The 13,995-nt window shown below is 70.7% G+C and carries 12 protein-coding genes; 8 read left to right on the top strand and 4 right to left on the bottom strand.

Annotation, left to right across the window (positions count from 1 at the left end):
• The first annotated feature begins 156 nt into the window (after nucleotides 1–156).
• Nucleotides 157–1,770: a chaperonin GroEL gene (gene groL, locus ASG74_RS03385; RefSeq protein ID WP_056138948.1), complete on the top strand. Its 1,614-nt coding sequence runs from the start codon at nucleotides 157–159 to the stop codon at nucleotides 1,768–1,770.
• A 241-nt stretch (nucleotides 1,771–2,011) separates the two neighbouring features.
• Nucleotides 2,012–3,052 carry a class I mannose-6-phosphate isomerase gene (locus tag ASG74_RS03380; protein WP_056138947.1) on the top strand — a complete coding sequence of 347 codons (1,041 nt, stop codon included), beginning with the start codon at nucleotides 2,012–2,014 and terminating at the stop codon, nucleotides 3,050–3,052.
• A gap of 16 nt (nucleotides 3,053–3,068) precedes the next feature.
• On the opposite strand, the gene ASG74_RS03375 is transcribed toward ASG74_RS03380, so the two are convergent.
• Nucleotides 3,069–3,290, bottom strand: coding sequence for an RNA-binding S4 domain-containing protein (locus ASG74_RS03375; RefSeq protein WP_056138945.1), 222 nt, complete (start codon nucleotides 3,288–3,290; stop codon nucleotides 3,069–3,071).
• A 44-nt stretch (nucleotides 3,291–3,334) separates the two neighbouring features.
• On the opposite strand from ASG74_RS03375, the gene ASG74_RS03370 reads away from it, so the two are divergent.
• Nucleotides 3,335–4,027: an aspartate/glutamate racemase family protein gene (locus ASG74_RS03370; RefSeq protein ID WP_056138942.1), complete on the top strand. Its 693-nt coding sequence runs from the start codon at nucleotides 3,335–3,337 to the stop codon at nucleotides 4,025–4,027.
• 129 nt (nucleotides 4,028–4,156) lie between these two features.
• Here ASG74_RS03370 and ASG74_RS03365 read toward each other — a convergent pair whose 3' ends face one another.
• Nucleotides 4,157–4,444: a WhiB family transcriptional regulator gene (locus ASG74_RS03365; protein ID WP_056138940.1), complete on the bottom strand. Its 288-nt coding sequence runs from the start codon at nucleotides 4,442–4,444 to the stop codon at nucleotides 4,157–4,159.
• 236 nt (nucleotides 4,445–4,680) lie between these two features.
• On the opposite strand from ASG74_RS03365, the gene guaB reads away from it, so the two are divergent.
• Both guaB and ASG74_RS17080 read left to right on the top strand, forming a co-directional pair.
• Nucleotides 4,681–6,300 carry an IMP dehydrogenase gene (gene guaB, locus ASG74_RS03360; RefSeq protein ID WP_235498791.1) on the top strand — a complete coding sequence of 540 codons (1,620 nt, stop codon included), beginning with the start codon at nucleotides 4,681–4,683 and terminating at the stop codon, nucleotides 6,298–6,300.
• Nucleotides 6,301–6,324: 24 nt separating this feature from the next.
• Entirely contained in the window at nucleotides 6,325–6,486 is a 162-nt protein-coding gene (locus ASG74_RS17080; protein ID WP_156465256.1) for a heme biosynthesis protein HemY, read from the top strand.
• Between the two features lie 8 nt (nucleotides 6,487–6,494).
• Here the strand turns inward: ASG74_RS17080 and ASG74_RS03355 are convergent, their stop codons facing one another.
• Both ASG74_RS03355 and ASG74_RS03350 read right to left on the bottom strand, forming a co-directional pair.
• On the bottom strand, nucleotides 6,495–7,547 hold the full coding sequence (locus ASG74_RS03355; protein WP_156465255.1) for a P1 family peptidase: 1,053 nt from the start codon (nucleotides 7,545–7,547) through the stop codon (nucleotides 6,495–6,497).
• Between the two features lie 94 nt (nucleotides 7,548–7,641).
• Entirely contained in the window at nucleotides 7,642–9,270 is a 1,629-nt protein-coding gene (locus ASG74_RS03350; RefSeq protein WP_056138936.1) for a DHA2 family efflux MFS transporter permease subunit, read from the bottom strand.
• Between the two features lie 139 nt (nucleotides 9,271–9,409).
• Here ASG74_RS03350 and ASG74_RS03345 point away from each other — a divergent pair, with 139 nt between their 5' ends.
• The 3 genes from ASG74_RS03345 to ASG74_RS03335 are packed head-to-tail and all read left to right on the top strand — an operon-like array spanning nucleotide 9,410 to nucleotide 13,963.
• The gene (locus ASG74_RS03345) at nucleotides 9,410–10,531 is read left to right on the top strand and encodes a GuaB3 family IMP dehydrogenase-related protein (RefSeq protein WP_056138934.1); all 1,122 of its coding nucleotides are present in this window, start codon (nucleotides 9,410–9,412) and stop codon (nucleotides 10,529–10,531) included.
• A 52-nt stretch (nucleotides 10,532–10,583) separates the two neighbouring features.
• Nucleotides 10,584–12,173 (top strand): succinic semialdehyde dehydrogenase, encoded by a 1,590-nt coding sequence (locus ASG74_RS03340; RefSeq protein WP_056138933.1) that lies wholly within the window; start codon nucleotides 10,584–10,586, stop codon nucleotides 12,171–12,173.
• Complete coding sequence (locus tag ASG74_RS03335; RefSeq protein ID WP_056138931.1) at nucleotides 12,170–13,963, top strand: GMC oxidoreductase; 1,794 nt, start codon at nucleotides 12,170–12,172, stop codon at nucleotides 13,961–13,963. The genes ASG74_RS03340 and ASG74_RS03335 overlap by 4 nt, the downstream gene beginning before the upstream one ends.
• Nucleotides 13,964–13,995 lie beyond the last annotated feature (32 nt).

The following is a 13,995-nucleotide window of genomic DNA, read 5'->3' as shown; positions in this document are numbered from 1 at the left end:
CGCTCGTTCCACCACCCTGAACCACCACGTATGCCGTGGGCCCACCTCCCACGGTGAGCTCACGGCATACGCGCATTCCCACACACCGCTTGCGTCTGCGCGGATGGCTGCAAGAGCCACCACCGGTGCAGACGCAACGACCAGACAAGGACATTCATGGCCAAGGAACTGGAGTTCAACGACTCCGCCCGCAAGGCGCTCGAGCGGGGCGTCGACGCCCTCGCCAACGCCGTCAAGGTGACGCTCGGCCCCAAGGGCCGCAACGTCGTCATCGACAAGAAGTGGGGCGCCCCCACGATCACCAACGATGGCGTGACCATCGCGCGCGAGATCGAGCTCGAGGACTCCTACGAGAACCTCGGCGCCCAGCTCGCCAAGGAGGTCGCGACCAAGACCAACGACGTGGCCGGTGACGGCACGACGACCGCGACCGTGCTCGCCCAGGCCATGGTGCACGAGGGCCTGCGCAACGTCACCGCCGGTGCTGCCCCCGCCGCGCTCAAGCGCGGCATGGACAAGGCCGTCGACGCCGTGTCCGACCGCCTGCTCGAGACCGCCCGCGAGGTCGACGGCAAGGACGAGATCGCCTCGGTCGCCTCCCTGTCCGCCCAGGACAAGGAGATCGGCGCCACCATCGCCGACGCGTTCGACAAGGTCGGCAAGGACGGCGTCATCACCGTCGAGGAGTCCTCGACCGCCTCCACCGAGCTCGAGTTCACCGAGGGCATGCAGTTCGACAAGGGCTACATCTCGCCCTACTTCGTCACCGACACCGAGCGCATGGAGGCCGTCCTCGAGGACGCCTACGTCCTCATCAACCAGGGCAAGATCTCCGCGATCGCCGACGTCCTCCCGATCCTCGAGAAGGTCGTCCAGTCGGGCAAGCCGCTGGTCATCATCGCCGAGGACATCGACGGTGAGGCCCTCTCGACGCTGGTCGTCAACAAGATCCGCGGCACGTTCAACGTCGCCGCCGTCAAGGCCCCCGGCTTCGGAGACCGCCGCAAGGCGATGCTCCAGGACATCGCCGTGCTCACCGGCGGCCAAGTCATCGCCGAGGAGGTCGGCCTCAAGCTCGACACCGCGGACCTCACCGTCCTCGGCCAGGCCCGCCGCGTCGTCGTGACGAAGGACAACACGACGATCATCGACGGCTCGGGCGACACGGCCGAGGTCGAGGGACGCGTGGGCCAGATCAAGGCCGAGATCGAGCGCACCGACTCCGACTGGGACCGCGAGAAGCTCCAGGAGCGCCTCGCCAAGCTCGCCGGTGGCGTCTGCGTCATCAAGGTCGGTGCCCACACCGAGGTCGAGCTCAAGGAGAAGAAGCACCGCATCGAGGACGCCATCTCGGCGACCCGCGCGGCCATCGAGGAGGGCATCGTCGCCGGTGGCGGCTCGGCGCTCATCCAGGCCGTCAAGGTCATCGACGAGCTCGGTCTCGAGGGTGACGAGAAGGTCGGCGCCAGCATCGTGCAGAAGGCCGCGGCCGAGCCGCTGCGCTGGATCGCCGAGAACGCCGGGCTCCAGGGCTACGTCGCCGTCGCCAAGGTCTCCGAGCTCGAGCCCGGCATGGGCCTCAACGCCGCGACCGGCGAGTACGAGGACCTGGTCAAGGCCGGCGTCATCGACCCGGTCAAGGTGACCCGGTCCGCGCTGCGCAACGCCGCGTCGATCGCGTCGATGGTCCTCACCACCGACACCCTCGTCGTCGACAAGAAGGTCGACGAGGAGCAGTCCTCCGGTGGCGGTCACGGCCACTCTCACTGAGACTGGTCGCACCACCCGAACAACCGCGTATGCCGCGTGCTCCCGTACAGGGGGAGCACGCGGCATACGCGTGCATTGACCTGTCGATGGTGGGGCTGGTGACGATGACCCTCTGTCGAGGCCGCCGCGGTCGACCCGATGGGGGCCCCTGCATTGCCTCTGGGCGCGGAGTTTGGTGAGATCAGGGCTGTCACACCGAGTCCGCTCGGCTCCCCGCATCCTCCTCCCGGAAGGTCGCCTCATGACCGACACGTCGACGGGCGCAGCCCAGGCCGCGACCGCTTCGCTCGCGCCCAACACGCCCCGCAGGTTCTATCGCGGGGGCGAGCGGGTCCTTGATTTCCGGGGCGTCGAGGCCACGAGCGACTTCGACGGCTACCGGCCGGAGGACTGGATCGGCTCGACCGCACGGCTCTTCGCCGAGGGCGGTGGGGGAGTGACCACCCTCGAGGGTGGGGTGGAGCTCCCGGACGCCTTCGCGGCCGACGCCGAGGGCTGGTTCGGCACGGCCCATGTGTCGCGCTTCGGTGGCGACCCCAACCTGCTCACCAAGCTGCTCGACAGCGGTGAGCGGCTGCCCGTGCACTCCCACCCGAGCCGTGAGTTCGCCATGTCGCACCTCGACTGCGACCACGGCAAGACCGAGGCCTGGATCGTCCTCGTCGCCGAGCCCGGCGCCACGGTGTGGGTGGGCTTCCACGACGAGCTGGCGCCGGAGGCACTCGCCGAGCTCGTGGACGCCCAGGACGACCGGCTCCTCGCAGCCCTCAACCCGATCCCGGTCTCGGCCGGTGACGCGGTGCTCGTGCCCGCGGGCCAGCCGCACGCCATCGGTCAGGGAGTGCTCATCCTCGAGCTCCAGGAGCCCACCGACTTCTCGGTCATGCTCGAGCACGAGCGGTTCGCGCTCGAGCTCGACCACGCCTTCCTCGGGCTCGACCGCTCGCTCGCGCTGCAGAGCGTCGACCACGGTCCGCTGACGCCCGACCGCATCACGACGCTCCGCCGCCGGTGGGCCGACGTCGAGGGCAGCGGCTCGGCCCTGCCCACCGAGGCGGACGCCTACTTCCGGGCCCAGGTGGTGCGGCCGGTGACGGGCGACGTGACGGTCGACGCGGCATACGCCGCCGTGGTCGTCGTCGACGGCTCCGGGACGCTGTCGACCCGCCACGGCACCCGCCGGATCGCAGCCGGCGACGTCCTGCTCGTGCCCCACTGCGCGGGCGACGTCACGGTGAGCGGAGAGGTGACCCTCATCCGGTGTATGCCGCCCACACCGTGAGCGTGCGTGACTCGCCTCAGCCGTCGGAGACGATCGTGAACGTCTCACCCGCGTAGGTCACCGTGTCGCCCGGGCGCACCTGGCGGCCGCGCCGGGTGTCGACCTCGCCGTTGACCCGGACCTCGCCGGCCTCGACGACGGCCCGGGCGTCGGCTCCGTCCTCGACGACCGAGGCGTACTTGAGGAGCTGCCCGAGGCGGATGCTCTCGCCGGTGATGGGGATCTCGGTGGATGTCACGCCTCAAGGATAGGTGCGCGGCGCAGTGGCCTAGGGTGCCAGGCATGCGCACGCTCGGGGTTCTCGGCGGGATGAGCTGGACCAGCACCCAGACCTACTACCGGCTGCTCAACGAAGGCGTCGCCGCACGCCTGGGCGGGCTCCACTCGGCTCAGCTGCTGCTGCACAGTGTCGACTTCGCGCCGGTGGCGCAGGCCCAGCACGACGGCGACTGGGACGCCACGCTCGCGGTCCTGTCGCAGGCGGCGCAGGGGCTGGCCCGAGCCGGAGCAGAGGGGCTGCTCATCGCCACCAACACGATGCACAAGGTGGCCGACGAGGTCGAGCGGGCCTGTGGCCTGCCGCTGCTCCACATCGCCGACGCCACGGCCGAAGCCGTCCTCGCGGACGGGCTGACGCGGGTGGGGCTGCTCGCGACCGCGTTCACGATGGAGCAGGACTTCTATGTCGGGCGGCTGCGTGACAAGGGCATCGACGTCGTCGTCCCCGACGCAGCCCAGCGTGCCGAGGTCCAGCGGGTCATCTACGACGAGCTGTGCCTCGACGTCGTGCTCGACTCCTCGCGTGAGACCTACCGGGGCGCCATGGCCTCGCTCGTCGAGCGCGGAGCCGAGGCGGTCGTCCTTGGCTGCACCGAGATCTCGCTGCTCGTCGGGCCCGACGACAGCGCGGTCGCGCTCTACGACACGACGCGCATCCACGCCGACGCCGGCGTCGAGTTCATCCTGGGCTCGTAGCCGAAACCGCCGGGTGGCCGGAAGCGTCCCTGAACGCTTCCAGCCACCCGATCGAGTGCCGGACAGTCGAGGCACGTCCCTGGTCGCCCTCGGCCACCCGGCCGTCCTGGGTGCTCGCGGCGACGTCGGTCAGCTCGCGAGCTCACGCTGGTTGATGACCCGGATGCGTTCGTCCTCGGTCATGCCGCCCCACACGCCGTAGGGCTCTCGTGACGCAAGCGCGTGCTCCCGGCAGAGCTTGAGGACCGGGCACGAGATGCAGACGGCCTTGGCGCGGTCGTCGCGGCTGCGTCGCTGGTTGCCGCGCTCACCCTCGGGGTGGAAGAACACCTCGGGGCTGACCTGGCGGCAGTGCCCCTCGAACTGCCACTCCCAGACATCGAGCGTCGGCCTCGGCAGTCGTGCGATGTCGCTCATGACCCCTCCTGTCCTCAGTGGCCGACCACGTCGGTCAACCGTCGTCGCCCTGCGCCCCTGCGCGCAGCATCAGGCTAGGAACGGGTTGGCAAGGACCGGGTCTGGCCCAGGTAAGAAGTTGGCAAATTCGGTCCCCCGCGGGATCCCCTCAGGTCAACCGTGGGGGCTGCGGCAGCCTGTCGTGGCCGGCTGATCGCCGGTTCGGAGGTATCGTCGGGCTGCTCTAGACTTGGGCGATGAGCCTTGGTGTTGACCGTTCCTCCACCCGCCTCGAGGCCGACCTGGCTGCTCCGGCGCCGGCGACCATCCCGTCCGCAGAGCCCGCTGCGAGCCCGGCCGACGCCGCCCAGCCGGCGCTCCCCGCCCCGTTCGCCGCCCTGGGCCTGACCTACGACGACGTCCTGCTCCAGCCCGGAGAGACGGACGTCATCCCCAGCGAGGTCGACACCACCTCGCGCCTCACCCGCGAGCTCAGCGTGCGCGTGCCCCTCGTCTCGGCCGCCATGGACACCGTCACCGAGGCGCGCATGGCGATCGCCATGGCCCGCCAGGGTGGCATCGGGATCCTGCACCGCAACCTCTCGATCGAGGACCAGGCCTACCAGGTCGACCTCGTCAAGCGCACCCAGACCGGGCGCATCTCCAACCCGGTGACGATCGGACCGGACGCGACCCTCGAGGAGCTCGACGAGGAGTGTGGCCGCTACCGCGTGTCCGGCCTGCCCGTCGTCGACCCCGGCATGCACCTGCTCGGCATCGTCACCAACCGCGACCTGCGCTTCACGCCGGTCGCCGAGTGGTCCACCACGCTCGTGCGCGACGTCATGACCCACATGCCGCTCATCACCGGCCGCGAGGACATCAGTCACGACGAGGCGACCAGCCTGCTGCGCCAGCACAAGCGCGAGCGGCTGCCGCTCGTCGACGGCGAGGGGCGCCTGACCGGCCTCATCACCGTCAAGGACTTCGTGAAGTCCGAGCAGTTCCCCCACGCGAGCAAGGACGCCTCCGGCCGGCTGCTGGTCGGTGCGGCCGTCGGCTACTTCGGCGACGCCTGGGAGCGCGCGACCACGTTGGTCGAGGCCGGTGTCGACGTGCTCGTGCCCGACGTCGCCAACGGCCACGCGCGCCTCATGCTCGACATGATCAGGCGGCTCAAGAGCGACCCGGCCACCCGCCACGTGCAGATACTCGCCGGCAACGTCGCGACCCGCGCGGGTGCCCAGGCCCTGGTCGACGCGGGTGCCGACGGCGTCAAGGTGGGTGTCGGCCCCGGATCCATCTGCACGACGCGCGTCGTCGCCGGGGTCGGCGTCCCGCAGGTGACGGCGATCTACGAGGCATCCCTCGCCTGTCGAGCGGCCGGCGTGCCGGTCGTCGGCGACGGTGGCCTCCAGCACTCCGGCGACATCGCCAAGGCGCTCGTCGCCGGAGCCGACACGGTGATGATCGGCTCCCTCTTCGGGGGGTGCGAGGAGTCCCCGGGTGAGCTGGTCTTCGTGGGCGGCAAGCAGTTCAAGGCCTACCGCGGCATGGGTTCGCTCGGCGCGATGGCCTCCCGCGGCAAGAAGTCCTACTCCAAGGACCGCTACTTCCAGGCCGACGTCGCCAGCGACGACGAGCTCGTCCCCGAGGGCATCGAGGGCCGGGTGCCCTACCGCGGCCCCCTCGGCGCCGTCGTCCACCAGCTCATGGGTGGCCTGCACCAGTCGATGTTCTATGTCGGTGCCCGCACCGTGCCGGAGCTCAAGGCCAAGGGCCAGTTCGTCCGCATCACGACGGCCGGCCTCAAGGAGAGCCACCCGCACGACATCTCCGGCATCGTCGAGGCACCGAACTACTCCACCTCGCGCTGAACCCACCACACCTCAGGAGTCACCGTGTGCGGAACCGAGAAGCAGCGCGACCTCGCGGAGCGCGTGCACGTCGACCTGCCCCGCATCACCGCCGACGAGATGTCCACGACGCAGGACACCGAACCGCCGCCTGACCCCACGGGTGGGCGGGACGTCGACACCGAGTTCATGCTCCGCCACATGTGACCGACAGCTCAGCGGGTCAGTGCGTCCGCCCAGCTGCTGAGCGCCACTCCTCCGTCGGCCGTGCGGTCCACCGACGTCGCCGCGAGCATGGCGTGACCGATCGCGCGGGTGACGCAGTCGGCCGCGGCGGTCTGCAGGTGGACCTGGTCGAGCTCCCCGGGCGCGTCACGTCCACCGGTCGCGAGGGTGAAGATCGTGTCCCCGTCGTATGCCGTGTGCACCGGTGACAGTGCCCGGGCCAGCCCGTCGTGGCTCACCTCGGCGAGCTTGCGGCACTGCACCTTGGTGAGGGTGGCGTCCGTGGCCACGACCCCGATCGTCGTCGCCGTGCCTGCCCGCAGCTCCGCCTCGGCGGCGGCCAGTGCCGCCCAGTAGGCCCGGGCCGCCGCAGGGTCGGGTTCGGGCACCTGGGCGAACTCGTCAGCGAGAGCCCAGCCGGCGGCATACAGCGATCCGTCAGCAGCGCAGGGTGAGCCCATCGCGTTGACGACCACGATCGCCCCCACGACCACCGGCCCCGACTCCGTGTCCACCAAGGCACTCGCCGTGCCGACGCCGCCCTTGAGCCCGCCGGCCCGGGCGCCGGTGCCGGCTCCGACGCAGCCCTGGGCGACCGGGCCGCCGGCTGCCGTCGCCCAGGCCCGGGCACCGTCCTCGGCGCAGGGGGTGTGCTCGAACTCGCCCCCACGTCCCAGGTCGAGGATGACGGCTGCCGGCACGATCGGCACCACCTCGGACTCGTCCTCGGCGTTGACCGGCCAGCCGCGCCCGTCGGCGTACGACTCCCGCAGGACACCGTCGGCGCTCGCGAGGCCGAAGGCGCTCCCACCGGACAGGACGACCGCGTCGACCCCGTCGACCAGGCGGGTCGGGTCGAGCAGGTCCGTCTCACGGGTGCCGGGCGCGCCACCACGGACGTCGACGCTGCCGACCGTGCCCGCCGGCGGCAGGACGACCGTGACCCCGGTGAGCCAGCCCGGCTCGTCCCGGGTGACGTGGCCGACGCGGAGGCCGGCGACATCGGTGATCGCGTTGAGGGGTCCGGGCCGCGCACTGTCCATGCCCCCGAGCATGCCCTAGAACGACTTATTGCCCGTTGGGCCAGTGGCTCGTTGCCCTCGCAACTGGCCCAACGGGCAATAAGTCGATCGGAACTCAGTGCAGGAGCACCGGAGGAGCGACGTCGCTGGCGTCCGCGTCGTCGAGCAGGTGGCTCTCTTCGTGCTTGCGGGGGAGGAAGGCCGCGGTGACCAGGGTGAACATGAGCATCAGCGCCGCGATGAGGAACGAGTGCCCGAAGACCTTGCCCATCGCGTCGTGGACGGCGCTCATCAGCGCGTTCTGCCCGGCCGCCTGGTCCTGGAACCGGCCGAGGATCTCGCCCACGAGCGGGAACTTCTCGAGCAGCTGCGGGACCGAGGACGGGTTGGCCTTGGACGCCTCGCTGAAGGCCGCTGCCTGGGAGACGAGCGGGTCGCTCCTCAGCCCGTTGGTGAGCACCACCGAGATGATGGCGACACCGATCGAGCTCGCGACCTGCTGCGAGATGTTGAGCAGCGTGGAACCGCGCGCGACCTGGTGGGCCGTCAGCGTCTTGATCGCCGAGGTCATGAGCGGCATCATCGTCGCGCCCATGCCCAGGCCCATGACGAACAGGACCGGGATGAGGTAGCCCCAGTAGGACGTGTCGCCGTCCACCTGGGTGAGGGCGAACATGCCACCGGTGATGAGGAGCAGGCCGGCGGGCACGATGCGGCCGACGGGGTACTTGTCGGCGAGCGCTCCGGCGATCGGCATGGTGAGCATGGCGCCGACGCCCTGCGGGGCCACGAGCAGGCCCGCCTCGAGCGCACCCTCACCGCGGACCTGCTGGAGGTAGGTCGGGACGAGGAGCAGGCCCCCGAAGAAGGCACCCGCGAAGATGAACATCGTGACGATCGACCACGTGAGGTTGCGGTTCTGGAACAGGCGCAGGTCGAGCAGCGGGTGCTCCGGCTTGAAGCTGTAGAACACGAACGCGATCATCAGCGCGAGGCCGACGCCGGAGAAGCCAAGGACCTTGGCCGAGAAGAACGTGCCCTCGGTCGGGATCGACGAGATGCCGTAGAGGAAGGCCGCGAGGCCGGGGCTCATCATGAGCATGCCGACGAAGTCGAAGGACTCGGTGGGCTCGGGGGCGTCCTTGGCCAGGGCCCACCACGCATAGACGAGGGCCACGACGCCCAGGGGCAGGTTGATGAGGAAGATCCAGTGCCAGGAGACCTTGTCGATGAGGTAGCCACCCAGGATCGGGCCACCGATCGGGCCGAGCAGCATCGGGATGCCGAGGATGGCCATGAGGCGGCCCATGCGGGCAGGGCCGGCCGCCCGGGTCATGATCGTCATGCCGAGCGGCATGAGGAGCCCGCCACCGAGGCCCTGGATGACGCGGAAGAGGATGAGCATGTTGATGCTCGTGGCTGCAGCACAGAGCAGCGAGCCCAGCGTGAAGAGCGTCAGCGCGAGCATGTAGAGGCGCTTGGTGCCGAAGCGGTCTGCCGCCCAGCCGGTGAGCGGGATGACCGTGGCCAGGGCCAGCGTGTAGGCGGTGACCGTCCACGCGACGGTGGAGTAGGGCAGCGGGTTGTCGGCGCCGGTGAACGTCACCTGGAGGTCCGGGAGGGCGACGTTGACGACGGTGATGTCGAGGATCGACATGACGGCGCCGAGGACCACGACGCCAGCGATCTTGAGAACCGCCCCGTCGATCTTCTCGGGGTACTCGATCTGGGCAGGGCTGGACAAGCGGGGCTCCTCGGAGCGAAAGGGGCGGGAAGGTCGGCGACGCTGCCGGGACGCGGGAAAACCCGCACGGAACATTGTGCTCCCCAGCCAACCCTTGGCGCCAGTCTGAGGTTCCGCGGTGCGTGGTTAGGCTGCGGGGGTGAACGAGATCGAGATCGGACGTGGCAAGCGTGCCCGGCGCGCCTACTCCTTCGACGATGTCGCGGTGGTGCCCTCGCGGCGCACCCGTGACCCGGAGGAGGTCAACATCGGGTGGCAGATCGACGCCTACCACTTCGACCTCCCGGTCATCGCGGCCCCGATGGACTCGGTGGTGTCGCCCGAGTCCGCGATCGCGTTCGGTGGGCACGGTGGGCTGCCGGTGCTCGACCTCGAGGGGTTGTGGACGCGCTACGAGGACCCGGCACCGCTGCTGGCCGAGATCGCCACGCTGGAGCCCGCGCTCGCGACGGCGCGCATGCAGGAGATCTACCGGGCCGACATCGTCCCCGAGCTCATCGTCGAGCGGTTGCGCACCATCCGCGAGGCCGGGGTCACGGTCGCCGGCGCGCTGACCCCGCAGCGCACGCAGCAGCTCTGGAAGACCGTCGTCGACGCCGGGGTCGACCTCTTCGTCATCCGCGGCACGACCGTCTCGGCCGAGCACGTGTCGAGCCGGGCCGAGCCGCTCAACCTCAAGCGCTTCATCTACGAGCTCGACGTCCCCGTCATCGTCGGTGGCGCCGCCTCGTACTCCGCGGCCCTGCACCTCATGCGCACGGGCGCCGCCGGCGTGCTCGTCGGCTTCGGTGGCGGTGCGGCGCACACGACCCGCCGCACCCTGGGCATCCACGCGCCCATGGCGTCGGCCATCGCCGACGTCGCCGCCGCGCGCCGCGACTACCTCGACGAGAGTGGTGGCCGCTATGTCCACGTCATCGCCGACGGTGGGGTCGGCACCAGTGGCGACATCGTCAAGGCTGTGGCCTGCGGTGCCGACGCCGTGATGCTCGGCGCCGCCCTGGCCCGCACCACAGAGGCTCCCGGTCGCGGTTTCCACTGGGGCGCCGAGGCGCACCACCCCGAGCTGCCGCGCGGCGAACGCGTCCAGGTGGGGGCAGTCGCCTCCCTCCAGGAGGTCCTCTTCGGGCCGAGCCGGGTCGCGGACGGTACGACGAACCTCGTCGGGGCGCTGCGACGAGCCATGGCGACCACCGGCTACACCGAGCTCAAGGACTTCCAGCGGGTCGAGGTCGTCGTCGCGCCCTACGACGCGGACTGACCGACTGCTCCCACCCCTGTCGCGCAGGGCGGGACTTGGTTACCCTCAGGTAATGACCGATGTCGTCGCAGACCCGGAGCTGGACCCGACCGCCACGTATGCCGTGGACCCGACCCGCGCGCGCAGGCTCGCCTCCCGCGTCGTCGCCGGTCCGGGTGCCGAGCAGCACCTGAGCCGCACACCGATGACGGGGGCGCCGTTGGCCTCCCTGCCGGTGTCCACGCCCGAGGACGTGCAGGTCGCCATCGGCACGGCCCGCGCCGCCCAGCGGTCGTGGGCCAGGCTGAGCATCGAGCGGCGCGGCGAGGTGCTCCTGCGCTTCCACGACCTCGTCCTCGAGCGCCAGGTCGAGCTGCTCGACCTCATCCAGCTCGAGTCCGGCAAGGCGCGCAGCTCCGCCTTCGAGGAGGTGGCCGACTGCGCGATCGTCGCCCGGTACTACGCGCGGTCGGCGGCGGACCACCTTCGCGACCGACGGGTGCGCGGTGGCATCCCGGTGCTCTCGCAGACCGTGGTGAGCTCGCACCCCAAGGGCGTGGTCGGCATCGTCTCACCGTGGAACTACCCCCTGAGCCTCGCCATCACCGACGCCCTGCCCGCGCTCATGGCGGGCAACTCCGTGGTCCTGCGACCGGACCAGCAGTCCTCCCTCACCGCGCTCGCGGGCCACGAGCTGCTGCTCGAGGCCGGGCTGCCCGAGGGGGTCTTCCAGGTCGTGCTCGGCCCGGGAGCCTCCACCGGCCAGGCGGTCGTGGACCAGGCCGACTACGTCTGCTACACCGGCTCCACCCGGACGGGCCGCAGCGTGGGGCAGGCGGCGGCCCAGCGTCTCGTCGGCTTCAGCCTCGAGCTCGGTGGCAAGAACTCGATGTACGTCGCCGCCGACGCGGATGTCCCCCGGGCCGTGGCCGGTGCCCTCCGTGCCTGCTTCGCCTCCGCCGGTCAGCTCTGCATCAGCGCCGAGCGACTCCTGGTCCACCGCGACGTCTACGGCGAGTTCGTCACGAGGTTCGTCGACGCCGTCGAGGCGATGAGGCTCGGCACCGCCCTCGAGTACGGCTACGACATGGGCACGCTGGTCAACCAGGGCCAGCTCGACACGGTGACCCGGCACGTCGAGGACGCCCGTGCCCATGGCGCCGTCGTGCTGACCGGTGGTCGCCCACGGCCCGATGTCGGGCCGTTCGCCTACGAGCCCACCGTCCTCACCGGCGTGACGGCCGAGATGGCCTGCCGCGACGACGAGACGTTCGGGCCGGTGGTCTCGCTCTACGAGGTCGGCTCCGACGACGAGGCCATCGCCCTGGCCAACGACACGGAGTACGGCCTCAATGCCTCCGTGTGGACGCGCGACGTCCGTCGGGGCCGCCGGATCGCCGCGCAGATCCAGACGGGGACGGTCAACGTCAACGACGGGTATGCCGCGGCGTGGGCCAGCGTCGCCGCCCCGATGGGCGGGATGAAGGCCTCGGGCATCGGCCGCCGTCATGGCCGCGAGGGCATCGTCAAGTACACCGAGAGCCAGAACGTCACGGCTCAGCACCTCGTCGGGATCGGCGGGCTGCCCGGCGTCCCGGACGACACGTACGCCGCGGGCCTGACCCTTGCGCTGCGGGCGATGAAGCGGCTCGGTCTCACGTGAGGCATGCCAGCGCCACGACGGATGCCAGCGTGGACGTCGACGTCGTGGTCATCGGGACCGGGTTCGGCGGCTCCGTCGCCGCCCTGCGCCTGGCCGAGAAGGGCTACACGGTCCACATGCTCGAGGCGGGTCGCCGCTTCGAGGACGAGGACTTCGCCGAGACCTCGTGGGACCTGCGCAGTTACCTGTGGGCCCCGGCGCTGGGCCTCTACGGCATCCAGCGCGTGCACCGGCTGCCCGACGTCATGATTCTGGCCGGCGCCGGGGTCGGCGGTGGGTCCCTCAACTACGCCAACACGCTCTACGTCCCGCCGGAGCCGTTCTTCCGGGACCGGCAGTGGGGCCACATCACCGACTGGGCCAGTGAGCTCGCCCCCCACTACGAGACGGCCTCGGCGATGCTGGGAGTCGTCGAGAACCCCTGTGAGGGACCGGTCGAGGACATCTGGCGTGAGGTCGCCGGTGACATGGGGGTCCCCGAGACGTTCCGCAAGGCACCGGTCGGTGTCTTCTTCGGCGCGCCCGGTATCGAGGTCGACGACCCCTACTTCGGTGGTGCGGGACCCAGCCGGCGAGGCTGCGTCGAGTGCGGCAACTGCATGGTCGGCTGCCGCCACGGTGCCAAGAACACGCTGCGCAAGAACTACCTCCACCTCGCCGAGAACCTCGGGGTCGTCATCGAGCCGATGCGGACCGTCACCCGGCTGGGAGTCGTGCCGGGCAGCGAAGGTGCGGACCCGGCATACGGGGAGGACACGAGGTACCGAGTCCTCCATGAGCGCACCGGACCGGTGGGGGGCCGGGACGCCCGGGTCATCACCGCGCGCCGGGTCGTCGTCGCCGCCGGCACGTGGGGCACCCAGATGCTGCTGCACGCCATGCGCGACGAGGGTGAGCTGCCGCGGGTCTCGGACCGGCTCGGGCACCTCACGCGTACCAACAGCGAGGCGTTGCTGGGCGCGATGACCCAGCACGTGAGCTCCACGGCTGCCCTGTCCGAGGGGGTCGCCATCACGTCGTCGTTCCACCCCGATGCCGACACGCACGTCGAGAACGTCCGCTACGGCCCTGGCTCCAACGCGATGGGCCTGCTGTCGACGCTCATGGTTCCCGGTGACACCGGCCGGCCGCGGCCGGTGGAGTTCCTCCTGGCCCTGCTGCGCGACCCCAAGGCGCTGGTGAAGCAGTTCCCCATGACGACGCGCTGGAGCGAGCGCACGATCATCGGCCTGGTCATGCAGTCGCGCGACAACTCTCTGCGGGTGTCCGGACGCAAGGGTCTCTTCGGCCGCCGCGGGCTCACCTCGCAGCAGGGACACGGTGAGCCGAACCCGACCTTCATCAAGGCCGGCCACGAGTCGATGAGGGCAGTCGCCCGGCGCCTGCAGGAGCTCACGGACGACTACACGATCGCCGGTGGCTCGTGGCCAGAGGTGTTCGACGTGCCCCTCACCGCCCACTTCCTCGGCGGCGCGGCCATCTCGGACAGCCCGGACACGGGTGTCCTCGACCCCTACCAGCGCCTCTGGGGACACCCGGGCATCTCGGTCACCGACGGCTCGGCGGTGTCGGCCAACCTCGGGGTCAACCCGTCGCTCACGATCACGGCTCAGGCGGAGCGGGCGATGTCGCTGTGGCCCAACAAGGGTGAGGCGGACGCCCGGCCCGCACAGGGCGAGGCCTACCGGCGTCTCGACCCAGTGCCCGCCCGAAACCCGGCCGTGCGTGAGGTCCACCGGGTCGACAGTGCGGGCGTCGACCTCGGCCTGCCGCTGGTGCGTTCCTCCTGACCGTTGCGTCTGCGTCGGTGGTCGCCAGAGGA

This window comes from Knoellia sp. Soil729 (assembly GCF_001427985.1).
GTDB lineage: Bacteria > Actinomycetota > Actinomycetes > Actinomycetales > Dermatophilaceae > Knoellia.
The sequence above is the reverse complement of the archived record's forward strand: the minus strand, read 5'-3'. Positions and strand labels throughout refer to the sequence as shown.